The 24,438-nt window shown below is 70.7% G+C and carries 24 protein-coding genes; 11 read left to right on the forward strand and 13 right to left on the reverse strand.

Translation table 11 applies throughout. From position 1 onward, the window contains the following. Nucleotide 1: 1 nt before the first annotated feature. The 5 genes from IE325_RS41915 to IE325_RS41935 all read right to left on the reverse strand — a co-directional run bounded on the left by IE325_RS41915 (nt 2) and on the right by IE325_RS41935 (nt 4,654). The gene (locus IE325_RS41915) at nt 2-1,138 is read right to left on the reverse strand and encodes an aromatic ring-hydroxylating oxygenase subunit alpha (protein ID WP_190075453.1); all 1,137 of its coding nucleotides are present in this window, start codon (nt 1,136-1,138) and stop codon (nt 2-4) included. 91 nt (nt 1,139-1,229) lie between these two features. Continuing rightward, nucleotides 1,230-2,393 carry an NAD(P)/FAD-dependent oxidoreductase gene (locus tag IE325_RS41920; protein ID WP_190075454.1) on the reverse strand — a complete coding sequence of 388 codons (1,164 nt, stop codon included), beginning with the start codon at nt 2,391-2,393 and terminating at the stop codon, nt 1,230-1,232. Further along, nucleotides 2,390-2,752 carry a bifunctional 3-phenylpropionate/cinnamic acid dioxygenase ferredoxin subunit gene (locus IE325_RS41925; protein ID WP_190075455.1) on the reverse strand — a complete coding sequence of 121 codons (363 nt, stop codon included), beginning with the start codon at nt 2,750-2,752 and terminating at the stop codon, nt 2,390-2,392. The genes IE325_RS41920 and IE325_RS41925 overlap by 4 nt, the downstream gene beginning before the upstream one ends. A 187-nt stretch (nt 2,753-2,939) precedes the next feature. Next, entirely contained in the window at nt 2,940-3,569 is a 630-nt protein-coding gene (locus IE325_RS41930; RefSeq protein WP_190075456.1) for an MBL fold metallo-hydrolase, read from the reverse strand. Further along, nucleotides 3,569-4,654, reverse strand: coding sequence for an S-(hydroxymethyl)mycothiol dehydrogenase (locus IE325_RS41935; protein ID WP_190075457.1), 1,086 nt, complete (start codon nt 4,652-4,654; stop codon nt 3,569-3,571). Before IE325_RS41935 ends, IE325_RS41930 begins: the two co-directional genes overlap by 1 nt. A gap of 207 nt (nt 4,655-4,861) precedes the next feature. Between IE325_RS41935 and IE325_RS41940 the strand changes: the two genes are divergently transcribed. Further along, entirely contained in the window at nt 4,862-5,269 is a 408-nt protein-coding gene (locus IE325_RS41940; protein WP_190075458.1) for a CoA-binding protein, read from the forward strand. Between the two features lie 40 nt (nt 5,270-5,309). Continuing rightward, nucleotides 5,310-6,521, forward strand: coding sequence for a 4-hydroxybenzoate 3-monooxygenase (locus tag IE325_RS41945; RefSeq protein ID WP_190075459.1), 1,212 nt, complete (start codon nt 5,310-5,312; stop codon nt 6,519-6,521). A gap of 11 nt (nt 6,522-6,532) precedes the next feature. On the opposite strand, the gene IE325_RS41950 is transcribed toward IE325_RS41945, so the two are convergent. After that, nucleotides 6,533-6,892: an ArsR/SmtB family transcription factor gene (locus IE325_RS41950; protein WP_190075460.1), complete on the reverse strand. Its 360-nt coding sequence runs from the start codon at nt 6,890-6,892 to the stop codon at nt 6,533-6,535. 62 nt (nt 6,893-6,954) lie between these two features. On the opposite strand from IE325_RS41950, the gene IE325_RS41955 reads away from it, so the two are divergent. After that, complete coding sequence (locus IE325_RS41955) at nt 6,955-8,013, forward strand: cation diffusion facilitator family transporter (protein WP_190075461.1); 1,059 nt, start codon at nt 6,955-6,957, stop codon at nt 8,011-8,013. Nucleotide 8,014: 1 nt separating this feature from the next. Here IE325_RS41955 and IE325_RS41960 read toward each other — a convergent pair whose 3' ends face one another. Together IE325_RS41960 and IE325_RS41965 are read right to left on the reverse strand one after the other, a co-directional pair. Further along, the gene (locus IE325_RS41960) at nt 8,015-8,572 is read right to left on the reverse strand and encodes a YbaK/EbsC family protein (RefSeq protein ID WP_190075462.1); all 558 of its coding nucleotides are present in this window, start codon (nt 8,570-8,572) and stop codon (nt 8,015-8,017) included. Between the two features lie 20 nt (nt 8,573-8,592). Next, on the reverse strand, nt 8,593-9,165 hold the full coding sequence (locus IE325_RS41965) for a helix-turn-helix domain-containing protein (RefSeq protein ID WP_190075463.1): 573 nt from the start codon (nt 9,163-9,165) through the stop codon (nt 8,593-8,595). Nucleotides 9,166-9,282: 117 nt separating this feature from the next. Here IE325_RS41965 and IE325_RS41970 point away from each other — a divergent pair, with 117 nt between their 5' ends. Continuing rightward, nucleotides 9,283-10,143: a DMT family transporter gene (locus tag IE325_RS41970; protein ID WP_190075464.1), complete on the forward strand. Its 861-nt coding sequence runs from the start codon at nt 9,283-9,285 to the stop codon at nt 10,141-10,143. Between the two features lies 1 nt (nt 10,144). Here IE325_RS41970 and IE325_RS41975 read toward each other — a convergent pair whose 3' ends face one another. Then, nucleotides 10,145-10,906, reverse strand: a complete 762-nt coding sequence (locus IE325_RS41975; protein WP_190075465.1) for an acyltransferase — start codon at nt 10,904-10,906, stop codon at nt 10,145-10,147. A 110-nt stretch (nt 10,907-11,016) separates the two neighbouring features. Here IE325_RS41975 and IE325_RS41980 point away from each other — a divergent pair, with 110 nt between their 5' ends. Then, nucleotides 11,017-11,547 (forward strand): gamma carbonic anhydrase family protein, encoded by a 531-nt coding sequence (locus IE325_RS41980; RefSeq protein WP_190075466.1) that lies wholly within the window; start codon nt 11,017-11,019, stop codon nt 11,545-11,547. A gap of 16 nt (nt 11,548-11,563) precedes the next feature. On the opposite strand, the gene IE325_RS41985 is transcribed toward IE325_RS41980, so the two are convergent. From IE325_RS41985 to IE325_RS41995, 3 genes are all read right to left on the reverse strand, one after another. Continuing rightward, nucleotides 11,564-12,208, reverse strand: coding sequence for a DedA family protein (locus tag IE325_RS41985; RefSeq protein WP_190075467.1), 645 nt, complete (start codon nt 12,206-12,208; stop codon nt 11,564-11,566). Between the two features lie 72 nt (nt 12,209-12,280). Next, nucleotides 12,281-13,837 carry a carboxylesterase/lipase family protein gene (locus IE325_RS41990; RefSeq protein ID WP_229912449.1) on the reverse strand — a complete coding sequence of 519 codons (1,557 nt, stop codon included), beginning with the start codon at nt 13,835-13,837 and terminating at the stop codon, nt 12,281-12,283. 136 nt (nt 13,838-13,973) lie between these two features. After that, nucleotides 13,974-15,809, reverse strand: coding sequence for an RICIN domain-containing protein (locus IE325_RS41995; protein ID WP_229912450.1), 1,836 nt, complete (start codon nt 15,807-15,809; stop codon nt 13,974-13,976). Between the two features lie 361 nt (nt 15,810-16,170). On the opposite strand from IE325_RS41995, the gene galU reads away from it, so the two are divergent. Continuing rightward, nucleotides 16,171-17,118, forward strand: a complete 948-nt coding sequence (gene galU, locus IE325_RS42000; RefSeq protein ID WP_373315340.1) for a UTP--glucose-1-phosphate uridylyltransferase GalU — start codon at nt 16,171-16,173, stop codon at nt 17,116-17,118. A gap of 39 nt (nt 17,119-17,157) precedes the next feature. Here galU and IE325_RS42005 read toward each other — a convergent pair whose 3' ends face one another. Next, a complete protein-coding gene (locus IE325_RS42005) occupies nt 17,158-18,000 on the reverse strand; it encodes a GntR family transcriptional regulator (protein WP_190075469.1) in 843 nt (280 codons plus the stop codon). A 265-nt stretch (nt 18,001-18,265) separates the two neighbouring features. Here IE325_RS42005 and IE325_RS42010 point away from each other — a divergent pair, with 265 nt between their 5' ends. The 5 genes from IE325_RS42010 (at nt 18,266) to IE325_RS42030 (ending at nt 24,435) form a co-directional block, all read left to right on the forward strand. Beyond that, nucleotides 18,266-19,534 (forward strand): extracellular solute-binding protein, encoded by a 1,269-nt coding sequence (locus IE325_RS42010; protein WP_190075470.1) that lies wholly within the window; start codon nt 18,266-18,268, stop codon nt 19,532-19,534. 40 nt (nt 19,535-19,574) lie between these two features. Then, the gene (locus IE325_RS42015) at nt 19,575-20,558 is read left to right on the forward strand and encodes a carbohydrate ABC transporter permease (RefSeq protein WP_190075471.1); all 984 of its coding nucleotides are present in this window, start codon (nt 19,575-19,577) and stop codon (nt 20,556-20,558) included. Further along, on the forward strand, nt 20,555-21,394 hold the full coding sequence (locus tag IE325_RS42020) for a carbohydrate ABC transporter permease (RefSeq protein ID WP_190075472.1): 840 nt from the start codon (nt 20,555-20,557) through the stop codon (nt 21,392-21,394). The genes IE325_RS42015 and IE325_RS42020 overlap by 4 nt, the downstream gene beginning before the upstream one ends. 21 nt (nt 21,395-21,415) lie before the next feature. Continuing rightward, nucleotides 21,416-22,900 (forward strand): beta-N-acetylhexosaminidase, encoded by a 1,485-nt coding sequence (locus tag IE325_RS42025; RefSeq protein ID WP_190075473.1) that lies wholly within the window; start codon nt 21,416-21,418, stop codon nt 22,898-22,900. 71 nt (nt 22,901-22,971) lie between these two features. After that, nucleotides 22,972-24,435 (forward strand): cellulose binding domain-containing protein, encoded by a 1,464-nt coding sequence (locus IE325_RS42030; RefSeq protein ID WP_190075474.1) that lies wholly within the window; start codon nt 22,972-22,974, stop codon nt 24,433-24,435. Nucleotides 24,436-24,438 lie beyond the last annotated feature (3 nt).

The raw sequence follows: 24,438 nt of genomic DNA on the forward strand, positions 1-24,438 counted from the left end.
TTCAGGCCTGAGGGGTACCCAGGCGCTCGTTCACCCAGTCGTGGAACGCGCCGATGTGATGCTCACTGGGCACCAGCACACCCCCCTTGGCATACATACGGGAACTCATCGCGGGCTGGGTGCGTTCGCACGCCTCGAAGTCCTGCTGATTGACCCGGTGGAAGAGCTCCACGGACCTGCTCACGTCCTTACCGCTCTCCACGACATGCGGCAGATACAGCCAGTCGCACTCGACGACGGTGCGGTCCTCCGACATCGGGTACATCCGGTGGAAGATCACATGGTCGGGCACGAGGTTGATGAAGACCTGCGGGCGGACGGTGATCGCGTAGTAGCGGCGGTCCTGGTCCTCCGCGACACCCGGGATACGGTCCAGGCCCTCGGAGCCGTCCACCGTGAACCCCCGCACCTCGTCGCCGAACTCCGCGCCGTGACCGACGTAGTACTGGGCGGCGTAGCCGTCCGCGAACTCCGGCAGCACCTCGGTCAGTTCGGGGTGGATCGTGGCGCAGTGGTAGCACTCCATGAAGTTCTCGATGATGAGCTTCCAGTTGGCCTGCACGTCGTAGACGATCCGCTTGCCGACGGAGAGGTTCTCGATGCCGTAGCGCTCGATGGACTCGACGTCGCCGAGGCGGGCCACGATCTCGCCCATGACCTCCTCCTCGAAGGAGGGCGGGTGCTCCGCGAGACAGACCCAGACATAGCCGAGCCATTCCCGGACGGCCACGCTCACCAGGCCGTATTCGGTACGGCCCACATCGGGCATCTTGGTGAGGTTGGGCGCGGCGACGAGCTTGCCGTCCAGGCCGTAGGTCCAGGCGTGGTACGGGCATTGGAAGGCCCGCTTGACCTCGCCGGACTCCTCGGTGCAGAGCCTGGCCCCGCGATGCCGGCACACGTTGAAGTACGCCCGGACGCTGTTGTCCCTGGCCCGGGTGATCAGGATGCTCTCGCGGCCCACCTGGTAGGTGCGGAAGGCGCCGGGTTTCGCCAGGTCGGAGGCGCGGGCGGCGCAGAACCACATGGTCTCGAATATGCGCTCCTGCTCCTGGGTGAAGATCGCCGGGTCCGTGTAGGCGGAGCCGGGCAGAGTGGCGATCAGACTGTCCGGCAGGCTGGTCGAAGTCGAGGTCACGGTGCACTCCTCGGAGAACGTCGGGGAGAGGTCATTCACGCGCCGGGAAGAGCGACTCCGGACGGTGTTGGGTACGAGCGGATACTGCTGCTCAGGACGCGGTGGCGGCCAACTGCTTGCGCCAGCGCGTGAACAGCCGCGGCTGGTTCATCCCGAGCACGGCGACCGGGTTCCCGGCCCGCCGGTAGACGGCGAGGACGTCGCGGTCGTCCGCGGCGCCCGCCTCGATGGTGACGCTGTCCGCGCCGGCCGCGTGACCGGCGAACTGGATCTTCACGCCGTACTGGTCGGACCAGAAGTACGGCGGCCGGGGCACCCCCGGTTCCACCGCGCCGCCCGCCAGCAGGGTGGCGACCGCGGCGTCGGCGCGCTCGCGTGCACCGGTCCAGTGCTCGACGCGGCGATGGAAACCGGCCCGCGGGTCGTACCAGTTGGCACAGTCGCCGACCGCGACCACGCCGGCCAGGTTGGTGCGGCCGTCGGCGCCGCACTTGACGCCGTTGTCGAGGACGATGCCGGAGCCCTCCAGCCAGTCGACGCACGGGCGGGCGCCGACACCGACGACCACGATGTCGGCGGGGATGCCCCGTCCGTCCTCCAGCAGCACGGAGTCGACGCGGGCTTCCCCGCTCAGCCCCTTGACGCCCACCCCGCACTCCAGCCGTACGCCGTGGTCGGTGTGGAGCGCGGAGACGACGGCGCCCATGGTCTCGCCGAGCGGTCCGGCGAGCGGGGTCGGCGCCGCCTCCACGACGGTCACGTCGAGCCCGAGGGTGTACGCGGTGGAGGCGACCTCGGCTCCGATGAAGCCGCCGCCGATCACCACCAGCCGTCCACCGCGGGCCAGTTCGTCCCGCAGGGCGCGGGCGTCGTCCAGGGTGCGCAGGGTGTGCACTCCGGCCAGCCCCTCGGAACCGGGCAGGGCGCGGGCCACGGCGCCGGTCGCGATGACGACGCCGTCCGCCCGCACCTCCCGCCCGTCGGCGAGCCGCAGGGTACGTGTCGCGTGGTCGAGTCCGGTGGCCCGGACGCCGAGCAGCCACTGTGCCCCGAGGTCCTCGCCGTCGGCCTCCAGGGCGAGTTCGGCCTCGCCGAGCGTGCCGGCGAGGAACTCCTTGGACAGCGGGGGCCGGTCGTAGGGGCGGTGGAGCTCGTCCCCGATGACGACCAGCCGGCCGTCGTAGCCCTGCTTGCGCAGGGAGCGCGCCGCCGACAGTCCGGCCAGCGAGGCACCGACCACGGCGACGCTCCTCACGCCACTCCCCCGACGAGCTTGGCGGCGATGCAGGGCGGCAGGTTGGGCGCGTCCGTGGACAGCTGGACGTAGATCATGCCGTCCTCGACCAGGACCTCGTGCGTCCGGACCGGAAGCTTGGCCGGCGGGGCGTCGACCGCACCGGTCTTCAGGTCGAACTTGGAAGCATGCAGCGGGCATTCCACCTCGCGACCCTCCAGCCAGCCGTCGGCGAGCGACGCGTCCTGGTGGGTGCAGGTGTCGTCGATGGCGAAGAGTTCGCCGTCGTCGGTGTGGAACACGGAGACCGGCGGATGGACATCGAGCCGGTGGGCCTCGCCTCGCGGAAGGTCTGCGAGCCGGCACGCGGGAATCATCATGACACCTCGGTGCGTATAGCGAAACGGATTGCGGTAAGCGCAACGTCAGTTTGGGGGCCGCTCAGAAGCGTTGTCAAGCCGTCAAAAGGCCTCGTTCGGACACACCTCGCGGCCCTGTCTCCGGGCAGCCCGAAGCGCCCGCTCCACCTGCGGAAACAGGCGGTACGGGCGCCCCGCGCGGCGGGTCTCAGAAGCCGCGGTCGAGCCATTCCTGGAGATGTGGCGCCTCGGCGGCGACGGTCGTCGTCTCCCCGTGCCCGGTGTGCACGACGGTGTCCCCCGGCAGCGTCAGCAGCCGGTCCCGGATCGACGCGACGATGGTCGGGAAGTGGCTGTACGACCGCCCCGTCGCCCCGGGCCCGCCGGCGAACAGCGTGTCGCCGCTGAACAGAGCCGTCAGGGCCGGTGCGTACAGGCACACCGCGCCGGGGGCATGGCCCGGTGTGTGCAGCACGGTCAGCTCGACACCGGCCACCGCGATGGTCTGGCCGTCGGCCAGTTCGGCGTCCGGCGCCCGCTCGGGGTGGGTCTGCTTCCACAGCGGCAGATCGTCCGGGTGGAGGAGGACGGGGGCGCCCGTGGCCTCCGCGAGGGCGGGCGCGGCGTCGATGTGGTCGTTGTGGGCGTGGGTGCACACGATGGCGCGAAGGGCCCGGTCGCCGAGCGCCCGCGCGATGGCCTCGGCGTCGTGGGCCGCGTCGATGACGATCGCCTCGGTGTCGTCGCCGACGATCCAGACGTTGTTGTCGACGTCCCAGGTGCCGCCGTCCAGCGAGAACGTCCCCGAGGTCACGAGGTGCTCGATCCGAGCCGCCATCACAGCACCACCACCGAGCGCAGCACGTCACCGTGGTGCATCCGCTCGAAGGCCTTCTCGACCTCGTCCAGGGCGATGGTCTCCGTGACGAACGCGTCCAGGTCGAGCCGGCCCTGCAGATAGAGGTCGATGAGCATCGGGAAGTCCCTGCTGGGCAGGCAGTCGCCGTACCAGGAGGACTTCAGCGCCCCGCCCCGGCCGAAGACGTCGAGGAGCGGCAGTTCCAGCTTCATCTCCGGGGTCGGTACGCCGACCAGGACGACGGTGCCGGCGAGGTCGCGGGCGTAGAAGGCCTGCTGGTACGTCTCCGGGCGGCCGACCGCCTCGATGACGACGTCGGCGCCGTGGCCGCCGGTCAGCTCACGGATCGCCTCGACGGCGTCGCTCTCCTTGGAGTTCACGGTGTGGGTGGCGCCCAGCCTCCGGGCGGTCTCCAGCTTGCGGTCGTCGATGTCGACGGCGATGACCTTCGCCGCGCCCGCCAGGCTCGCCCCGGCGATCGCCGCGGCCCCGACCCCACCGCAGCCGATGACGGCGACCGAGTCTCCGCGGCCGACATTGCCGGTGTTGATGGCCGCGCCGATGCCCGCCATCACGCCACACCCGAGCAGTCCTGCGGCCGCCGCCGACGCGGCCGGGTCCACCTTGGTGCACTGTCCGGCCGCGACCAGCGTCTTCTCCGCGAAGGCGCCGATACCCAGGGCCGGTGCGAGCTCGGTGCCGTCGAGCAGGGTCATCTTCTGCTTGGCGTTGTGGGTGGCGAAGCAGTACCAGGGTCGGCCCCGCAGACAGGCCCGGCAATTCCCGCACACGGCACGCCAGTTGAGGATGACGAAGTCACCGGGCGCGACATCGGTGACCCCCTCCCCCACCGACTCCACCACACCCGCCGCCTCATGCCCCAGCAGGAACGGGAAGTCGTCGTTGATCCCGCCCTCCCGATAGTGCAGATCGGTGTGACAGACCCCGCAGGCCTCGACCCTCACCAGCGCCTCACCCGGACCCGGGTCGGGCACGACGATCGTCTCCAGGCTGACGGGGGCGCCCTTGCCCCGCGCGACGACAGCACGGACCTGGTGCGTCATGACCACTCCTCGGCTGGCTCGATGTTTGAAACTGATGTTGCTCATTACGGCACACATCTCACGTGTCGCAACTCAGCATCATGGAGCACCGACCGCGGGTCAAGCGGTTCGCGCGCTTCGTCGCCGCCCCGCCCGCACCGGGAATCACCCCACCCCACCCGCTGTTGTCCGGAACATCAGCCCGTGCCCGACCCAAGGAGACCCAGCGTGTACGGCGACCAGGCGACAGTGCGCAAGATCCTCACCGAGCTCGGCGACACCTGGGCGATCGTGGGGCTGTCCTCGAACCAGCGGCGCGCGGCGTACGGGGTCGCCGATGTGCTTCAGCGGTACGGCAAGCGCATCGTGCCCGTGCATCCGAAGGCGGAGACGGTGCACGGCGAGCCCGGCTATGCCTCGCTGGCGGACATCCCGTTCGACGTGGACGTGGTCGACGTGTTCGTGAACAGCGACCTCGCAGGGGCGGTCGCCGACGAGGCGGTGGCCAAGGGCGCCAAGGCGGTCTGGTTCCAGCTGGACGTCATCGACGAGGCGGCGTACGAGCGCACACGCGCGGCGGGCCTGGAGATGGTCATGGACCGCTGCCCCGCGATCGAGATCCCCCGCCTGGGCTGACCCCTCCCCTCCGCGGGTCGGCCGCCCGCATAATGCTCGGGTGACTTCCACCTCCCCCCACCCCGCACAGCGATTTCCGGTCGTGATCGTGGGCGCGGGACCGGCCGGCCTCACCGTCGGCAACATCCTGCGCGCGGCGTCCGTCGACTGCCTGGTCCTGGAGACCGAGACGCGCCAGTTCATCGAACAGCGCCCGCGGGCCGGGGTGTTGGAGGAGGGCGCCGTACGCGGACTTCAGCGGCGGGGCCTCGCCGACAACCTGCTGGCGCGGGCCCTGCGGCACACCGAGTGCGAGTTCCGGTTCGCCGGGGAGCGCTACCGGTTGGAGTACGCGCGGATGACGGGCGTTCATCACTGGGTCTACCCGCAGCAGTTGCTGGTGACGGACCTGGTGCGGGAGTACGCCGATGTGCGCGGCGGGGCCGTGCGGTTCGGGGTGCGGGACGTGGAGCTGCACGACCTCGACACCGACCAGCCCTCGGTGTCGTACATCTGCCCGGAGACGGGTCGGCGCGAGGTCGTGCACTGTGACTTCGTCGCCGGCTGCGACGGGGCGCGCGGGGCCACCCGCGGCGCGCTGCCCGCCGATCGCGCCCATGTCTCCCGCAGCGACTACGGCATCGGCTGGCTGGCGCTGCTCGCCGAGGCGCCGCCGTCCTCCGACTGCGTCCTGTTCGGCATGCATCCGCGCGGGTTCGCCGGGCACATGCCGCGCAGCGCCGAGGTGACCCGCTACTACCTGGAGTGCCCGCCAGGCGACGACCCTGAGAACTGGTCGGAGGACCGGGTGTGGACGGAGCTGCAGCAGCGGCTCGGGGCGAACGGCGCGCCGCCGCTGACGGAGGGCCGGCTGATCGAGAAGCGCGTCCTCGACATGCACAACTACGTCGTCGAGCCCATGGTGTTCGGCCGCCTCTTCCTGGCCGGTGACGCCGCCCATCTCACCGCCCCCATCGCCGCCAAGGGCATGAACCTCGCCCTGCACGACGCGTTCCTGCTCGGCGACGGTCTCGTCGCGCACCTCACGAAGGGCGACGACACCGGCCTGGACGGCTACTCGACGGCCTGTCTGAACCGGGCATGGGACTACCAGGAGTTCTCCCTCTGGCTCTCCGAGGTCTACCACGGCCAGTCGTCCGGCGACCCGTACCGCGCGGGCACCACCCTCGCCCGCCTGCGCCGCCTCTTCGACTCCCCGACGGCGGCGATGGCCTTCGCGGACCAGTACCTGGGCAGGCATCCCGAGGGCTGAGAACCCCCAGGTCAATCGTGCAACGGCCGGTCGCTGAGCCGGTGATCCGCCACGTTCAGGGCCTCGTCCACGAGGCGGCGCAGATGGCCGTCCCCCAGTGAGTAGATCACCCGGCGACCCTCCTTGCGCGTGTTCACCAGGCCCGCGAGACGCAGCCGCGCCAGGTGCTGGCTGACGGCGGGCCGGGCCGCGCCGCACGCCTCGGTGAGCGTGGTGACATCGGCCTCCCCCTCCGTCAGGGCGTGCAGCAGCGTGAGCCGGGTGCGGTCGCCGAGCAGGGCGAGGAGTTCCGCGGCGAGCGCGAACTGCTCCTCGCCGGGGGTGCGCGGATGCGCATCGTGCGCAGGTGATAGGTGCATGCGTGCGCTCATACGCACATAATGGCGTCGTGGGCGGCTTCGCGTCCACACCCGCGCGCAGGAAGGGGACCGCCGTGAGCGACCGGCACGAGCACGGGCATGACCATGGGCACGGACATGTCGACGGGCCTGAGCACGGGCACCATCACCACCACGGCCGCATCCACCGCCTCACCCACCTCCTCAAACCCCACTCCCACGCGTCGGCCGACAAGCTCGACTCCGCCCTGGAGTCCTCGGCCCGCGGCATGCGCGCCCTGTGGGTCTCCCTGGCGGTCCTCGGGGTGACGGCCCTCGCCCAGGCGGTCGTCGTGGTCGTCTCCGGCTCGGTGGCGCTGCTCGGCGACACGGTGCACAACACGGCGGACGCGCTGACCGCCGTACCGCTCGGGATCGCCTTCGTACTGGGCCGGCGTGCCGCCACCCGCCGCTTCACCTACGGCTACGGCCGGGCCGAGGACCTCGCGGGCATCGTCATCGTGCTGACGATCGCCGCGTCCGCGGCCTTCGCGGCGTGGACGGCCGTCGACCGTCTCCTCGACCCACGGCCGATGCAGCAGATCCCGGCCGTCGCCGTGGCGGCACTCGTCGGGTTCGCGGGCAATGAGTGGGTGGCGCGCTACCGGATCCGGGTGGGCCGTGACATCGGCTCGGCGGCGCTGGTCGCGGACGGGCTGCATGCCCGTACGGACGGATTCACCTCACTGGCCGTCCTGTTGAGCGCGGGCGGCGCGGCGCTGGGGTGGCAACTCGCGGACCCGATCGTGGGGTTGGCGATCACGGCCGCCATCACGCTGGTGCTGCGGGACGCGGCGCGCGAGGTGTTCCGGCGGGTGATGGACGCCGTGGACCCGGAGCTGATGGACCGGGCCGAGCAGGCGCTCCGGGAGGTGGCCGGGGTGCGCGAGGTGGGCGAGCTGCGGCTGCGCTGGATCGGGCATCGGCTGCGCGCCGAGGTGGCGGTCGTCGTGGACGGCGAGGCGACGGTGCGTCAGGCGCACTCCATCGCCGTCGACGCCGAACACGCCCTGCTGCACGCCGTTCCCCGGCTCACCGCGGCCCTGGTCCACGCCGATCCGGCACCGGTGCCGGGCGAGGCGGACCCGCATCTGGCGCTCGCCCACCACCTGTGATCTAGGCGACGCCGAGCCCCTCCAGCACGACGGCGCCCGGCAGCTCCGCGAACGCCTTTCCCGGCACCAGCAGCTTGCCGCGCCGACGCCCGCTGCCGACCAGGACGTACGGCAGGTCGACGACGGCCGAGTCCACCAGCACCGGCCAGTCGGCGGGCAGTCCGAGCGGGGTGATGCCGCCGTACTCCATGCCGGTCTCGCCGGTCGCGGTGTCCATGGAGGCGAAGGACGCCTTGCGGGCGCCGAGTTGGCGGCGCACCACGCCGTTGACATCGACCCGGGTGGTGGAGAGCACGACGCACGCGGCCAGCGTGGTCTCGCCCCCTCGCTTGCCGGCGACGACCACGCAGTTCGCGGACTGTTCGAGGAGTTCCCGTCCGTAGTGCTCGACGAAGACGGCCGTGTCGGCCCACTCCGGGTCGGTCTCGACGTAGACGATCTGGTCGGCGGGGACGCTGCCGTGCCAGTGGCGTACGGCGTCGGCGACCGGGCGGGTGAGTTCGTCGAGGCGGTCCGGGGCGGGGGCGGCGTTGTCGAAGCGTCCGATGGGTGCGTCCATGCCCGCACCGTAACAGCCGCTCACTGCACGGGCGGCACCGAGACGGCCATGATCATTTCCATCGGTACGGTGCCCTGATTGCCGTATGTGTGCTGGCTGCTGGCCTCGAAGGTGGCGCTGGCGCCGGCCGGGACGAGGTGGTCGACGCCGTCGACGGTCAGCGTCAGCTCGCCTGCCGTGACATGGACCAGCTCGACCGTGCCCTGGGGGTGCGGTTCCGAGGAGCTGTTCTCGCCCGGCATCAGCCGCCAGTCCCACATCTCCAGCGGTCCGGGGGCCTCGGTGCCCGCGAGCAGCCGGTTGTAGCTTCCGGCGTCGGTGCTCCACAGCCGTACCGCCCGGTCGGCCGGGACGATCTGGACCTTGGGGCCGCTCTCGTAGTCGAGGAGGGTGGTGATGCTGATCCCGAGCGCGTCGCCGATCTTGACGACGGTGCCGAGGCTGGGATTGGTGCGGGCCTGCTCGATCTGGATGAGCATGCCGCGGCTGACACCGGCCCGAGCGGCGAGCACGTCCAGCGTGAAGCCGCGCACCGCGCGCCAGTGTTTGACGTTGCGCGCGAGGGACTGGGTCAGCAGGTCGAGGTCCGACACATTCCGTCCAATTCCATCCGGGATTCCGGAGTCCAATATTCTGGATGACAGGGTCTAGCGTGCTGCACTACGGTGGGGTGCACCCGATCGTGCACCGAACTGTACTGCGAGGCCCCCGTGACAGCACTCTTCGCCCTGGCCACCAGCCTGCTGTGGGGCTTGGCCGACTTCGGCGGCGGACTGCTGACCCGGCGCACCCCGGCGCTGACGGTGGTGGTCGTCTCGCAGGCGATCGCGGCGGTGGTGCTCGGCGTGATCGTCGTGTCCACCGGCGCCTGGAGCGAGGCCGGTGATCGGCTGTGGTTCGCCGCCGCGGCGGGGGTGGTGGGCCCGGTCGCCCTGATCTGCTTCTACAAGGCGCTCGCGCTCGGCCCGATGGGCGTGGTCTCACCGCTCGGCACCGTGGGGGTGGCCGTTCCGGTCGGCGTGGGCCTCTTCCTCGGCGAGCGGCCCGGACTGGTGCAGCTCGCGGGGATCGCGGTCGCCGTCTTCGGCGTGGTGCTCGCGGGCGGACCGCAGCTGCGGGGCGCGCCCGTGCAGCGGCAGGCGATCGTGCTCACGCTGGTCGCGGCCTTCGGCTTCGGCACGGTGTTCGCGCTGATCGCGGAGGCGTCGACCACCGTCACCGGCCTGTTCCTCGCGCTCTTCGTCCAGCGGCTGGTCAATGTGGTCGCGGGCGGCCTCGCGCTGTACGCATCCTCGCGCCGAGGCGTCCCCGCCCTCCCCGACGGCGGCGGGTTCCCCTGGCGTTCGCTGCCCGCGCTCGGCTTCGTCGGCCTCGCGGACGTCGCGGCGAACGGCACCTATGTGATCGCCGCCCATCATGGCCCGGTCACGGTGGCCGCCGCGCTCGCCTCGCTGTATCCGGTGGTGACGGCCTTGGCCGCGCGCGGATTTCTGCGGGAGCGGTTGTTGGCGGTGCAGGCCGCGGGGGCGGGGCTTGCGCTGGTCGGCACGGTGTTGCTGGCAGCCGGCTGAATCAGGACTCGTCCAGTACGGCGAGCCCGGCCACCGCGTCCTCGTCCAGTTCCGCCAGTGCCTGGAGCTGCTCCGGGGTGACCCCATCGGGTATCGGCACCGGCGGCGGCGTCCGCAGCGGCGGCTGCCATCCTTCGTCGGGCGTCCAGCGTCGTACGACACGGGCGGGCGCCCCCGCCACCACGGCATGGTCGGGCACCGTGCCCCGGACCACCGCGCCGGCCGCCACCACGACGTTCCGCCCGATCCGGGCCCCCGGCAGGATCACCGCGCCGGTGCCGATCCAGCACCCCGGGCCTATCTCGACCGGCTCCATGCGCGGCCACTGCCGGCCGATGGGCTCGTGGGGATCGTCGTAGGAGTGGTTGGTGGAGGTGACGTAGACATACGGCCCGAAGTAGCAGTCGCTTCCGATGGTGACCGTCGTGTCGGCGATGACATGGCTGCCGCGGCCCAGCACGACGCCGTCCCCGATGCGCAGGATCGGCTCGGGGCCGAGGTCGAGGTCGGGCATCAGACCGGCCGTCAGGGTCACCTGCTCGCCGACGATGCAGTGGGAGCCGAGGTGGATCCAGCGTTCGCCGAAGACGGTGCCCAGCGGGAAGGCGAGGCGGGTGGCTTCGCCGATCGAGCCGAAGTGGAAGCGGCCGGGGTGCTCGGCCGTCACCGAGCCCGTGCGCTGCACCCAGGCCCAGGCGGCGTGGACCGCGCGCTGCGTGAGGCCGCGCCGCCAGGACGAGAACGTGTTCTTGCGCTTGGACACGCGTTCACCGTACTGAGCGGGCGGCGCCCGTATGCGGTCGTGGGGCTGTGATCTTCGCCCTACCGGGTGGCGGTAGCGTTCCGGTGTACCTCGGACGACAGGAGACGGTGATGACGCACAAGCCTCTGATCAAGGGCATCGGCGGGAGGGAGCCGAAGATCGACGGTGAGGCTTTCGTGGCGCCCACGTCCGTGGTGATCGGGGACGTGACGTTGGAGGCGGGGGCGAGTGTCTGGTACGGCGCTGTGGTGCGGGGGGATGTCGAGCGGATCTCTGTCGGGGCGCAGTCCAATGTCCAGGACAACTGCACGCTGCATGCGGACCCCGGATTTCCGGTGAGCATCGGGGAGCGGGTGTCTGTCGGGCACAACGCCGTCGTTCATGGGGCGACCGTGGGCGACGACTGTCTGATCGGGATGGGGGCGACCGTGCTGAACGGGGCGGTGATCGGGGCGGGGTCGCTGGTCGCCGCGCAGGCCTTGGTGCCGCAGGGGATGGAGGTGCCGGCCGGGTCGCTCGTCGCGGGAGTTCCCGCGAAGGTCAAGCGGCAGCTGACTGAGGAAGAGCGTCAGGGCGTCACGCTCAACGGGACCTTGTATGCGGAGTTGGCCAAGGCTCATCGGGAAGAGCACGGGGCCTGAGGAGCAAAGGGGCGTTTCAGTCCCCGGCGACCGCAGGCTCCGGCTCCTGGTGTGCCGTCTGGGCCTTGCTCGCCTTGCGCTTGATGATCAGCATCGACGTCAGGCCGATCAGGACCGCCGCCACCAGGCCCAGCCACGAGAAGCGCTTCAGCCAGGACTCGGCGACTACACCGACGTAGTAGATGACCGCGGTCGTGCCGCCCGCCCAGACGATGCCGCCGAGGACGTTGGCGGTCAGGAACTTCCAGTACGGCATCCGCAGCACACCCGCGAGCGGGCCGGCGAAGATGCGCAGGAGGGCGACGAAGCGGCCGAAGAAGACGGCCCACATGCCCCACTTCTGGAAGGAGCGCTCGGCGGTGGCGATATGGCCCTCGCTGAAGTGCTTGGGGAACCTTCCGCCCAGCCAGGCCAGCAGGGGACGCCCGCCCTTGCGGCCGATGGCGTAGCCGATGGAGTCACCGATGATCGCGCCCGCGCTGGCGCAGGCGCCGAGCACGAACGGGTCGATGTCGCCGTGCTGGGAGGCGAGCAGCGCCGAGGAGACCAGGATGATCTCGCCGGGCAGCGGGATGCCCAGGCTCTCCAGGCCGATGACCAGGCCGACCAGCAGATAGATGGCCAGCGGGGGCACCGTTTCGAGCCATTCCTGGACGTGCAACGCCGCTTCCTCTCAAGTCCTGGACCGTGTGTTCCCGGCGCACGCTCGGCTGTGAGCGTGCGCCGGGGCAGCCTACCCGTTCTGTGTGACGCTCCCGGTGTCCCACAGGTTGCACCGGTGCTCACTGTGCACGGTGGCGCTCGACACGTTCCCGCCGGCGGACGAGGTGCGCAGGGCCAGCACCGTGCCGGGCCTCGCGGGCATCTCGGGCTGTCCCGCCGCGCGCGGCACCCCGTCGCGGACGAAGGAGCCCCAGTACTGGACCATCTGCCGGGCCAGCGTCCGCTGCTCGGCGTTCAGCGGGGTCTCAAGACCGAAGTGCTTGAAGAGGTACTGCACCTCGTTGACATGGGTCGCGCCGAAGTCGAAGTCGGTGCCGAGGTCGCGCAGCGAGGCGAAGGGCGGGGAGGTGCGGTCGGCGAACTCGTACGCGTAGACCTTGCCGCGTCCGGCGAGCGTGCCGTCGAGGCGGAGCGCCGGGCAGGCGAAGAGCTGGTCGCCCTGGGCGGTGGCGTAGGCGATGGTCGGTGAGGGGTACGACGACAGGGGGTAGCGCGCGAGGGCCTCGTCGCCGTAGTCCGTGCGCATGACGGTGGGGTACTGGTCGGCGGTGAGCGGGGTGCCGTTCAGGTCGAAGCGGGCGAAGGCGAAGAGCCGGCCCTCGTCCTGGTTGGCTCCGTTCATGACCGGCACGCCCGCCGCGGCGCCGTGGTCGAAGGCCTCCTTCGGCTGCCTCGGCAGGAAGGCACCCCCGGCCACGGGTGCCCAGTCGAGGCCGCCCTGCGCGGCCAGGATCTCGGCGGCCGGCTTGGCGCGCAGACAGGCCAGGTCGGTGCAGCCGAGCCGCTCGGCGAAGGAGGCGCCCTGCGCCACGGCCGCCTCGTGGGTGCGGGCGGCGCAGTCGCCGTACGCCCCGCTCTGGATGATCCCCGCGCGGAAGAGGCCCTTCGCCGTCGGTGAGGCGAGCTGGGTGCAGACCGAACGGCCGCCCGCCGACTCGCCCGCGATGGTGACACGGCCCGGGTCGCCGCCGAAGCGGCCGATGTTTGCCCGCACCCAGCGCAGTGCGGCCTGCTGGTCGAGCATGCCGAAGTTGCCGGAGACGCCGTCGCGGGCCTCGCTGTCGAGGCCGGACGTGGCGAGGAAGCCCATCGCGCCGAGGCGGTAGTTGGCGGTCACGACGACGGTGCCGGTCCGCCGGGCGAAGGTGTCGGGGACGACGTCCCGGCCGGCCCCGGCGGTGAGCCCGCCGCCGTGGAACCAGACCAGGACCGCACGGCGGGCGGCGCCCTCGGGGGCGTACACATTGAGGTCGAGACAGTCCTCGGTGTGGCTCGGCTGCTCATAGCCGGGGTCCCAACTCGCGCTCTGCACACACTTGTTGCCGAAGTCCCGGGCGCCGCGCACCCCTTGCCAGGGCCGTACCGGACGCGGCTCCTTCCAGCGGAGTCCGGCGACGGGCGGCTGTGCGTAGGGGATGCCGAGGAACTGCCGTCCCTCGGCTGTGGTTTCGCCCTTGACCCAGCCGGCGTCGGTGCGGACGACGGGCGGGTCGGCGGCCTGCGCCGGCACGGGTGTGACGAGCGCGGCCGCGAGGGCCATCAGTGCGACGGACATACGACGGATCACCGGTCCACCTCCGCTGTGGGGCATGGGACAGCACGGGTGCGGCGGGAAAACTATGAACGTCAGTGACTCGTGTCAATCATGGGAACGAGAAACGGCCGAATGACGTCAGGGGTGACCCCCGTGGGGTCACCCCTGGCTAGCGGAGGGTGGAGTCGAGCAGCGTCGTGGCCGTGCCCAGGGCCGTCGTCACGGAGTCCGATGCCTCGGCGGGGAGGGTCACGACCTTGTCGACGGGGGTGGCGGGGGCGGATTCGTCGCCGGATTCGGCCTGGACGTACCGCGTCTCGTACGGCGACTGCGGCTGGTCCTCAGGGTCCTCCGGCTCGCTCTTCGAGGGCTCGGGGATGGCGTCGTGCGGGGAGCCGCGGTCGGGCTCAATGGGCGCCTTGTCCTTGCCCTCCTTGTCGCGCGGCCCGTCCTCGCCGTCCCGGCGGAGATCGTTCTCGGGCGGCTGTGCCTCCTCCCCGCTGCTCACGTCCGCCAGGCCGCCGTCGAGCATCCAGCGCTGGGCGTCGGAGCCGTCCCGTTCGGCGACGACCACGCTCACGCCCTTGCCGCCCGCGACCGCGAGTCGCTCGGCCCGGCGCAGCAGGAGCTCGCCGTGGACGGTGAGGTCGTAGTGCACCTCGCCGGCGTGCGCGAGGCAGTGCGCCAGGACGACCGCGCCCTCGTCTGGATCGGAGTCGAGGCACAGGGTGGGATCAGCGGCGCTGCGCAGGACACCGTTGTCGCGGTACGACCAGAGTTGTGACGCGGCGGACGAGCACTCCGACAGCTCGGCCGGCGCGCCGGCGCGGACCTTGCCGTCGCGCAGGTCCAGGCACAGGCCGTCGTCGAGGTTGCGGAGCCTGCCCTGGGCGATCTCGACGGGGTCCTCCGCCGAGGCGGCCGAGGGTGACCCGGCGGTGGATGGCGGGGACACGGGGCCGGGCCGGACGGTCTTGCCGCTGGGCGCGCCCCAGGTGGCGTGCGGGCCGGGGACGCCGTTCTCCTCGGTCCAGCCCTTCGCGGTGAGCACGGTCACGAGCAGGGCGAGAGAGGTCAGACCGACTCCCACGGCGACGGCCTTCGCGCGTCCGCGGGGCGGGACGATCCGCTCCGGGCGATGACGTCCGCCCCTTCGGCGGCGATCACAGGCCGTCACTCCGGAGCCGCCCCGCCCGGGTCTGGAGTCGAGGTAGCGCCGGGCGCCCCAGCCGAGCACGGTCTCGGCGAGCAGCACCTCCAGACCGCCCTCGAAATGGCTCAGCTGCTCGGCGGCGTGCCGGCAGTAGCGGCACTCCATCAGATGCTGCTGGACATCGGGCAGCAGGGCACCGCCGCGGCGAATGGGGACGTCGAGCAAGCGGTTGTAGAAGCGGCATTCCCGGGTGGGCGCGAGTTCGCCGTGGGCGCGGACACAACCCCGGCGGAATTGCTCGCGCACACCCTCCAGGGCGGCGGTCGCGGTGGCCTCATCGACCCCCAGCAGACCAGCGGGTATGGTTATCGGTTCCGCCTCGACCTCGGTGTGCCAGAGCAGGCATTGCGAGGCACCCGGCAGGGCCTCGAATGCGCGCTCGGCGATCTGCCGTCTTTCGGGCGTCACGGACCGCGCGGCACGCAGTCCGCGCCCGCCGGTCGGTTTGCCGAGTTCCGGCAACAGACCGGCAATACGGTCGTCGGCCGCCCACTCCTTCACCATGTCCCGTACGGCTACGAGGAGTTGGGGACGCAGTGCGCCGCCGGCCGGTCGGCGGAGCACACGATGGAACGCCGCGGCGGCCACCATGGAGGCCGAACTCTCCGTGGAGACCAGGCAGATGGCCGCGTAGTCGTGGGTGGCACGCCAGTGCCGGGCCATCAGCAGGGCTACGGCACGGGAGTCCGCGCCGGCCTTGCCGAGGCTCGCGACGAGATCACGGTCGGACTGTCCGGGGTTCGTTCCGGGCCGTGGCGGGTACGGCGGTCGTGGGGGGTACGGGGATTGCACTGAGCCATTTCCTTCCCAGCCGCAGGACGTCTTGGGGAATGCACGTCCGTCGGAAAAGCAGGCGCCTGATTGGTGCATACCTGGGCCGTGTCATCTGTGGACCGGCTATCGGGCCGCTCACTTTCGCACAAGCGGCGCACAGGAAACAAGAAGTTCGAGTGACCGATGTTCAAAAAGCGAGGAATTCAGAAAAGTTACCGCCGGTATCCGTACCCGCATTCGACGACATCGTCGAACTCGGCCTCAAGTTGTGTACGCCCAAAGAACATCGGTCCACGGAATCTTCAATTCCGCATGCCGCACAGCTCACTCCGAGGTTTCTCTCGGCGTGCTCTCATCCCCGTACCTCAGCATGGGCCGCATGATCGTCCCCCACACGACACCCGTCCCCGGCACGCCCCGCACCGTCCGCAAGGCGGTCGTCCCGGCCGCGGGCCTCGGCACACGCTTCCTGCCCGCGACGAAGGCGACGCCCAAGGAGATGCTGCCAGTCGTCGACAAGCCCGCCATCCAGTACGTCGTGGAGGAAGCCGCCGCGGCCGGTCTCGACGACGTACTGATGATCACCGGCCGGCACAAGCGGGCCATCGAGGACCACTTCGACCAGGCCTTCGAGCTGGAGCAGGCGCTGGCCGCGAAGGGCGACGCCGTACGGCTGGACGCGGTGCGCGACCCGGCCCGGCTCGCCGACATCCACCACATCCGCCAGGGCGATCCGCTCGGCCTCGGTCACGCGGTGCTGTGCGCCCGCCGGCATGTCGGCGACCAGCCCTTCGCCGTCCTGCTGGGCGACGATCTCATCGACCCGCGCGAGACGCTGCTCAGCCGGATGCTGGAGGTCCGCGACCGTCACAAGGGCAGCGTGATCGCGCTCATGGAGGTCCCGGCCGAGCAGATCCACCTCTATGGCTGCGCGGCCGTCGAACCCTCCGGCGAGGACGGCGTGGTCCGCGTCACCGGCCTGGTGGAGAAGCCTTCGCGCGAGAACGCGCCGAGCCGTTACGCGGTCATCGGGCGCTATGTCCTCGACCCGGCCGTCTTCGGCGTCCTGGAGCGCACTCCGCCCGGCCGCGGCGGCGAGATCCAGCTCACCGACGCCCTCCAGGAACTGGCGACCGGCGGGACGGTCCACGGCGTCGTGTTCGACGGTCTGCGCTACGACACCGGCGACAAGGCGGACTACCTGCGCACGGTGGTCCGGCTGGCGTGCGCACGGCCGGATCTGGGGCCGGAGTTCGTGGCCTGGCTGAAGGAGTTCACGGCGGGGCTGGAGGACGGTGGTGCGCGGCGCGAGCGACGCGTGGCCTGAGCTGCCCGGCGGTAAGGCCGACGGCGCCCCGGGCGACCGTCATCTCTCGGTGTGCACGTCTCCCTGAGCCGTGAGGACGACCGATTCCCGCTGGGGCAGGACACCGGGTGGGATGCCGGGGAGGGAGCCCGTCGGGGTGGCCGGCTCCTGGCCGGCGGAGTGGCCCAGGGTCAGGCGGGTCACGATGCGGTAGCGGTCGCCGCGGTAGATGGAGTGGACGTATTCGACGGCCCGGCCGTCACTGTCGCTGGTGAGGCGCTCGAAGAGGAGCGCGGGAGACAGATGGGGCACGGCGAGGATCCTGGCCTCGGCCGGGCTGACCACCGTGGGTTCGATCGTCTGGACGGCCTCGCTCACCCGGATGCCGTGGCGGTGGTGGAGGTGGTCGTACAGGTCGCCCGCCTCCAGTTCCTGTGCGGTGAGCGCGGGCACCAGGTCCGCGGGGATGTGCAGATGCTCGATGGCCATGGGGGCGCCGTCGACGAGCCGCAGCCGGGCCACGTAGACGATGTCGGCGGCCGGTGACAGGTGCAGCTTGCGGCCGACCCGGGCGCCGGCGGCGATCGTGGTGAACTCCAGGAGCCGGCTGGTCCAGGCGCCGGAGGCCTGTGGCACGGCCATGGCCTGCTGGTCCGGCACGAGTTCCTGGGTGATCTTCTCCGGCGCCACGAACATCCCGCGTCCGTGTTCGCGCACGAGGAGCCCCGCCGCGACGAGTTCGTCGACGGCCGCGCGCAGGGTCGGCCGGGAGACGTTCAGGGCGGCGCATAGGGAGCGTTCGGAGGGGATGGCGTCACCGGGGCTGAGCGATTCGATGAGTTCGAGGATGTGATCCCGGACGCGTTCCCGCTTGAGGACCGCCCCCGACCCGCCTGAATTCATGTCACCGCTCCCGCCCCACCGTCCGTGAACCACCTGACCAGACCCATCACTTCTTACCACTGCCGAGGTACTGGTCAGACGCAGTGTAGCCATCATCCACTCCACCAGGACACGCCCGAGCTGGATACATGCGCTCAAGAACCCGACAGACGTGAGGGGTTGACGCCTCAATTGGTCTATGCCAACTTCATCGACCAACAAGAGGTCACCTGACCAGTCAGCCAACTGGTCAGGTGGGTCGGCGTTTTCCTCCAAGGGGTGAACTGTGAAGCTCCGTGTGCTTGCGGGCGTTTCCGCGCTGGTGATCGCCGGGGGCCTCAGTGCCTGCGGCAGTGGCTCGGAGTCGTCCGGCGACTCCGCCGACGGCAGGACCACGATCGATGTCTGGCTGATGCGCGACAGCGTCTCGGCGGAGTTCCAGAAGGAGTTCGTCGCGGGCTTCGAGAAGGCTCACCCCGACATCGAGGTGAAGGTCCAGATCCAGGAGTGGGACGGCATCGGCGAGAAGGTCACCGCCGCGCTCGCCAGCAATGACGCCCCGGACGTCATCGAGACGGGCAACACCCAGGTCGCCCAGTTCGCGCAGAGCGGCGGTCTGACGGACCTCAGCGGCAAGGTGGACGAGCTCGGGGGCGGCGACTGGCTCAAGGGGCTGGCGGAACCCGGGGCGTACGAGGGCAAGCAGTACGGCATCCCGTACTACGCGGCGAACCGGGTCGTGATCTACCGGACCGATCTCTTCAAGAAGGCTGGTATCGACGCCGACGAGATCAAGACCCGGGATCAGTGGATCGAGGCGACGGAGAAGCTCAACTCCTCGGGCACACAGGGCATCTACCTGCCGGGGCAGATGTGGTACGCGCTCGCCGGGTTCATCTGGGACGAGGGCGGCGACCTCGCCACCGGTTCCGGCGGCGACTGGAAGGGGGCGCTCGACACCCCGGAGGCGCTGCGCGGCATGGACTTCTATCAGCGGCTCCAGTCGCTCGGCAAGGGCCCCAAGGACGCCGACGAGGCTCAGCCGCCGCAGGCCGAGGTCATGGCCAAGGGGCAGGTGGCGCAGATCATCTCGACGCCCGGCGGCGCCAACGTGGTCACCGAGAACAATCCCGAACTCAAGGGCAGGCTCGGCTACTTCCCCATCCCGGGCAAGTCCGCCGCACAGCCCGGTTCGGTGTTCATCGGCGGCTCCGACCTCGTCATCCCGGCGGCGTCCGGCAAGCAGGACGCGGCCTTCACGTTCGTCAAGGAGCTCACCGGTGACGCCTGGCAGCGCAAGCTCGCCGCCGCCATGAGCTACGTACCGAACAAGACGACCCTCGCCGACGCGGTCGCCTCCGATCCGGGCGCCTCCGCGATGGCGGCGGGTGCCGCCGTGGGCCGGGCGACGCCCAACACCCCCGGCTGGGCCGCCGTGGAGGCGAAGAACCCGATCAAGGACTACATGACGGCCGTGCTCACCGGTGCCGATGCCAAGTCGGAGGCGGCGAAGGCGTCCGCGGCGATCACGGCGGCGATGAAGACCGGTTCCTGAGCCCTCCCTCGTCCGCCGCGCACGGAAAGGAGACGACGTCGTGACGGTCATCCGCGAAACCGGCGCGCCCCCCGCGCCGCCCGCGCCGCTCAGCCGGCCGTCCCGGGGCCGCCCCGCCCTGCCGCGCCGGCGCCGCGGCGGCGGAGTCTGGCCCTATCTGCTGGTCGCCCCCACGCTTCTGGGCACGCTCTATCTGCTCGTGTATCCCCTGGCCCGCGCGGTGCTGATCTCGCTCCAGGACTTCCAGCTGCGTCAACTCATCCTGGGCGACGCCCCGTTCGTGGGGCTGCGGAACTACCGGACCCTGCTGACGGACGACCGGTTCTGGGAGGTCGTACGGCGCACGTTCCTGTTCATGGCCGTCAGCGTCGTGCTGATCATGGTGTTCGCCACGCTGGTCGCCCTGATGATCGAGCGCCTGGGCCGGGTGGCGCGTACGACCGTGCTGAGCGCGCTCGTGCTGGCCTGGGCGATGCCGGTGATCGCCGCCACGACGGTCTTCCAGTGGCTGTTCCATTCGGAGTTCGGCGTCGTCAACTGGGCGCTCCAGCAGCTGGGATTCGGCTCGTTCGAGCGGTATCCCTGGTTCGCGCACGGAACGGCCGCCTTCACGATCCTGGTGCTGCTGGTGGTCTGGCAGTCGGTGCCGTTCGCGGCGATCACCCTGTACTCGGCGCTGGTCACGGTGCCGACGGAGCTGTACGAGTCGGCGCGTATCGACGGTGCGTCCGCGCGGCGGGTGTTCAGCGCCGTCACGTTCCCGATGATCCGGCCGATCTTCATGCTGGTGCTGTCGCTGGAGGTCATCTGGACCTTCAAGGCGTTCGTGCAGATCTGGGTGATGACGAACGGCGGCCCGGGCGACGCCACGACCACGCTGCCCGTCTACGCCGTGCAGACCGCTCTGTCGAGCCAGCGCTACGACCTGGGCTCGGCGGCCTCGATGGTCTCCGTACTGATGATGGCCACGGTGCTCGTCCTCTACTTCCGTCAGATGTTCCGTCAGGAGAGCGAGGCCCCATGAGTTCCGTGCGCCCGCGCCTTCGCCGGGTCCCGCTGCACATCGCCGCCACGGCGACGGTGGTGATCTGTCTCTTCCCCGTGTACTGGATGGTCGCCACCGCGTTCAAGCCGAACCGGGACATCCAGTCGAGCAGTCCCCAACTCCTGCCCCGGACCTGGACGTTGGACCACTTCCGGGCCGCCGTCGACGCCGACGGGTTCGCGCTGTTCTGGCGCAACAGCATCCTGGTGACGCTGAGCGCGGTCCTGCTGTCGCTGGTCGTCGCGCTCGGGGCGGCGTTCGCGGTGGCCCGGCTGCGCTGGCGGGGCAGGCGGCAGTTCATGCTGATGGTGTTCATCGCGCAGATGGCGCCGTGGGAGGCGCTGATCATCCCGGTGTACATCATCTCCCGCGACACCGGCATGCTCGACCGGCTGCCCACCCTGACGCTGGTCTACTTCATGATGACGCTGCCGTTCACCATCGTGGTGCTGCGCGGCTTCATCGCCGCGATTCCGCCGGAGCTGGAGGAGGCGGCACAGGTCGACGGCTGCACGCGGCCGAGCGCCTTCCGTCACATCGCGTTTCCCCTCCTCGCACCGGGGCTCATGGCCACGTCACTCTTCGGTTTCATCACCGCCTGGAACGAGTTCGCGTACGCCAACTTCCTGATCATCAAGCATCAGGACAGCCGCACCCTGCCCGTATGGCTGTCCTCCTTCCAGAACGTCTTCGGCACGGACTGGGGCGCCACCATGGCCGCCTCGACGCTCTTCGCCCTTCCCGCGCTGGCCGTGTTCCTGCTGCTCCAGCGCCATGTGACGGCCGGCTTCGCGGCCGGCGCCGTCAAAGGCTGACCCGACCCCCGGGAGACAGTTGTGCCCGCATCCTCACTGCTGCCCCGCCCCACCGAAGCCCGAGCCGGAACAGGGCACTTCACGTTCACGCCCGCTACGTGCCTACGCATCGGCGAGGGCACCGAGCCCGCCGCCCGGCTGCTGCGCACCTTGCTCGCCCCCGCGACCGGGCTCCCCCTGCACCCCGCCGCCGACGGAACCCTCGCCCTCACCCTCGACCCGGCCCTCACCGACCTGGGCGACGAAGGCTACGGCCTGACGGTCGACCCGGACTCGGTCCTGCTGCGCGCCGCCCACCTCACCGGGCTGTTGCGTGGAGTGCAGACGATCCGTCAACTCCTGCCCGCCTCCGCCCTTTCTGTCTCGCCCCAGCGCGGTCTGCGCTGGTCACTGCCCTGTGTGGAGATCACGGACGTCCCCCGGCACCGCTGGCGCGGGGCGATGCTCGATGTGGCCCGGCACTTCCAGCCGGTGTCGTATCTGCGCCGCTACGTCGATCTGCTCGCCCTGCACAAGATCAACGTCTTTCATCTGCACCTGACCGACGATCAGGGATGGCGGATGCCGGTCGCGGCGTACCCCAAGCTCACCGAGATCGGCGGCCACCGCGCCCCGCCGATGCCGGGCGGCGGGGCGTACACGCGCTCCGAGCTGGCGGACCTGGTGGAGTACGCGGCCGCGCGCGGCATCACCGTGCTGCCCGAGATCGAGATGCCGGGTCACGTCCGGGCCGCCCTGGCCGCCTATCCGCAGCTGGGGAACCGTCCCGAGCGCGCTCTGGACGTGTGGACCAGGTGGGGCGTGTGCGACACCGTCCTCGGGGTGCACGAGGAGGTCTTCGACTTCTGCCGCACGGTGCTGGAAGAGGTCATGGACGTCTTCCCCTCCCCCTACGTCCACATCGGCGGCGAGGAGTGCCCGGTCACCGAATGGGAGGAGAGCCCGCGGGCCAGGGCGCGTGCCCGGGAGGCGGGTCTGAGTGGTCCCGCCGCGCTGCACGGGTGGTTCCTCGGGCGGATCGGGGCGTTCCTGGTGCGCAACGGGCGGCGCCCGGTCGGCTGGGCCGAGACCGGCGCCGAGCTGCCCGCCGACTTCACCGTGATGGCCTGGCGCGACCCCGCCCACGCCCTCGCCGCCGCCGGACGCGGCCATGACGTGATCAACGCCCATCACCGGGCGACGTACTTGGACTATCCGCAGAGCGACCGGCCCGAGGAGCCGCCGGGCCAACCGGGCGCCGTCGTCGGCCTCCGGGACGTACACGCCCACGATCCCGTCCCCGAAGGAGCGGCTCCGGATACGGCCGCCCGGGTGCTGGGCGCCCAGACCCAGCTGTGGACCGAGTACGCGACGACGCCCGCCCGCCTGGAGTACCTGACCTATCCCCGCCTGTGCGCCCTGGCCGACCGCACCTGGAGCGGCCCCACCCCGTGGGCCGACTTCCGCTCCCGCCTGGACCGGCACACGGCACGCCTCGACGCGCTGGAGGTGAGCCGACACCCCTGAAGCCGCAGCACGGCACGGCCCCGGTCCCCCGGGCCCGCCGTACCCCCCACCTCGTACCGGAAGGAATCAGCATGAAGCCCATCAGCGTGAAACCGATGCGTACGAAGCCCCCTGCCCGTTCGAGCCGGCTGCGTGTCGCCGCCGCCGTCACCGTGGTCATGGCCCTGGGCACCGCCGGACTCGCCGCGCTGCCCGGCACGGCGAGCGCCGCCGCCGACAACGTCACGGTCCAGTACCGGACCAGCGCCACGGGCGCCACCGCGGACCAGTCCGAGCCCTGGCTCAAGGTCAGGAACACCGGCGGCGGCACCGTCCAGCTCAGCGACGTCAAGATCCGCTACTACTTCAAGGCCGACTCGGCCGGTGCCACCTACCGCTTCGCCTGTTCCTGGGCGGTCAAGGGCTGCGCCAACATCACCGGCACATTCGGCACGCTGGCCAACCCCACGGCCACGGCGGACCGTTACCTGGACATCGGCTTCACCGGCGGGGCGGGCACCCTCGCCCCCGGCGCCGACACCGGCGACATGCAGCTGCGCTTCCACCGCTCGGACTGGCAGTCGCTCAAGCAGAGCGACGACTACTCCTTCGGCGCTTCCCAGACGTCGTACGCCGACTGGTCGAAGATCACTGCCCAGCTGTCCGGCAACACGGTGTGGGGCACGGCCCCCGAGGGCAACGACCCGACCGATCCCCCCACCGACCCGCCCACGGATCCCCCGGCCGAGGGGCAGAGCCTGTTCGACGACTTCAACTACAGCAGCTCCAGCGACCCGAAGATCGGAGCGAACGGCTGGAGCGTCCGCTCCAACTCCGGCGGCCCGGGGGTGCCCGGCGCCACCTGGTCCCCGGAGAACGTCACCTTCGCGAGCACCGGCGGCAACTCGGTGATGAACCTGCGGACGTCGACGGCGGGGACGGCCGAGTCGACGAAGCAGACCGAAGTCCTCACCAAGGCCATGAAGTTCAAGAACGGCACCTACGCCGCACGGGTCCGGTTCTCCGACGCGCCGCTGTCCGGCCCCGACGGCGACCACCTCGTCCAGACCTTCTTCACCATCAACGACCTCAAGGCACCCATGGCCGACGACTACGCGGAGTACGACTTCGAGTATCTGCCCAACGGAGGCTGGGGCGAGCCGGCGAACATCCTCTACACGACGTCCTGGGAAACGTACAACCCCGACCCGTGGCAGGCCGTCAACCAGCACACCGAGTCCCGCCAGAGCTACGCCGGCTGGCACGACCTGGTGCTCACGATCGACAACAGCAGCATCAAGTACTACGTCGACGGCCAGCCCTTCGGCACTCATGACGCCGCTTACCTGCCCGAGCGCCCCATGTCCATCAACTTCAATCAGTGGCTGATCGACCTCGCGGGCCAGACGAGCAGCACTGCCCGTGCCTACGACGAGCAGGTCGACTACGTCCTGCACGTCAAGGACCAGGTCCTGACGCCGGCCCAGGTGACGAGCAAGGTGAACGCCTACCGCACGGCGGGCACGGCCTTCGAGGACACCGTGCCGGGCAGCTAGGCG

Origin of the sequence: Streptomyces lanatus, from assembly GCF_014655715.1 — a bacterium.
GTDB classification, from domain to species: domain Bacteria; phylum Actinomycetota; class Actinomycetes; order Streptomycetales; family Streptomycetaceae; genus Streptomyces; species Streptomyces lanatus.

Coding starts and splice junctions, on each gene's coding strand:
- IE325_RS41980 (WP_190075466.1), top strand. CDS start 11,017: ATGACGCACAAGCCTCTGATCAAGGGCATCGGCGGGAGGGAGCCGAAG.
- IE325_RS41950 (WP_190075460.1), bottom strand. CDS start 6,892: ATGAGCGCACGCATGCACCTATCACCTGCGCACGATGCGCATCCGCGC.
- IE325_RS41925 (WP_190075455.1), bottom strand. CDS start 2,752: ATGATGATTCCCGCGTGCCGGCTCGCAGACCTTCCGCGAGGCGAGGCC.
- IE325_RS42005 (WP_190075469.1), bottom strand. CDS start 18,000: ATGAATTCAGGCGGGTCGGGGGCGGTCCTCAAGCGGGAACGCGTCCGG.
- IE325_RS41930 (WP_190075456.1), bottom strand. CDS start 3,569: ATGGCGGCTCGGATCGAGCACCTCGTGACCTCGGGGACGTTCTCGCTG.
- galU (WP_373315340.1), top strand. CDS start 16,171: ATGATCGTCCCCCACACGACACCCGTCCCCGGCACGCCCCGCACCGTC.
- IE325_RS41935 (WP_190075457.1), bottom strand. CDS start 4,654: ATGACGCACCAGGTCCGTGCTGTCGTCGCGCGGGGCAAGGGCGCCCCC.
- IE325_RS42020 (WP_190075472.1), top strand. CDS start 20,555: ATGAGTTCCGTGCGCCCGCGCCTTCGCCGGGTCCCGCTGCACATCGCC.
- IE325_RS41960 (WP_190075462.1), bottom strand. CDS start 8,572: ATGGACGCACCCATCGGACGCTTCGACAACGCCGCCCCCGCCCCGGAC.
- IE325_RS42030 (WP_190075474.1), top strand. CDS start 22,972: ATGAAGCCCATCAGCGTGAAACCGATGCGTACGAAGCCCCCTGCCCGT.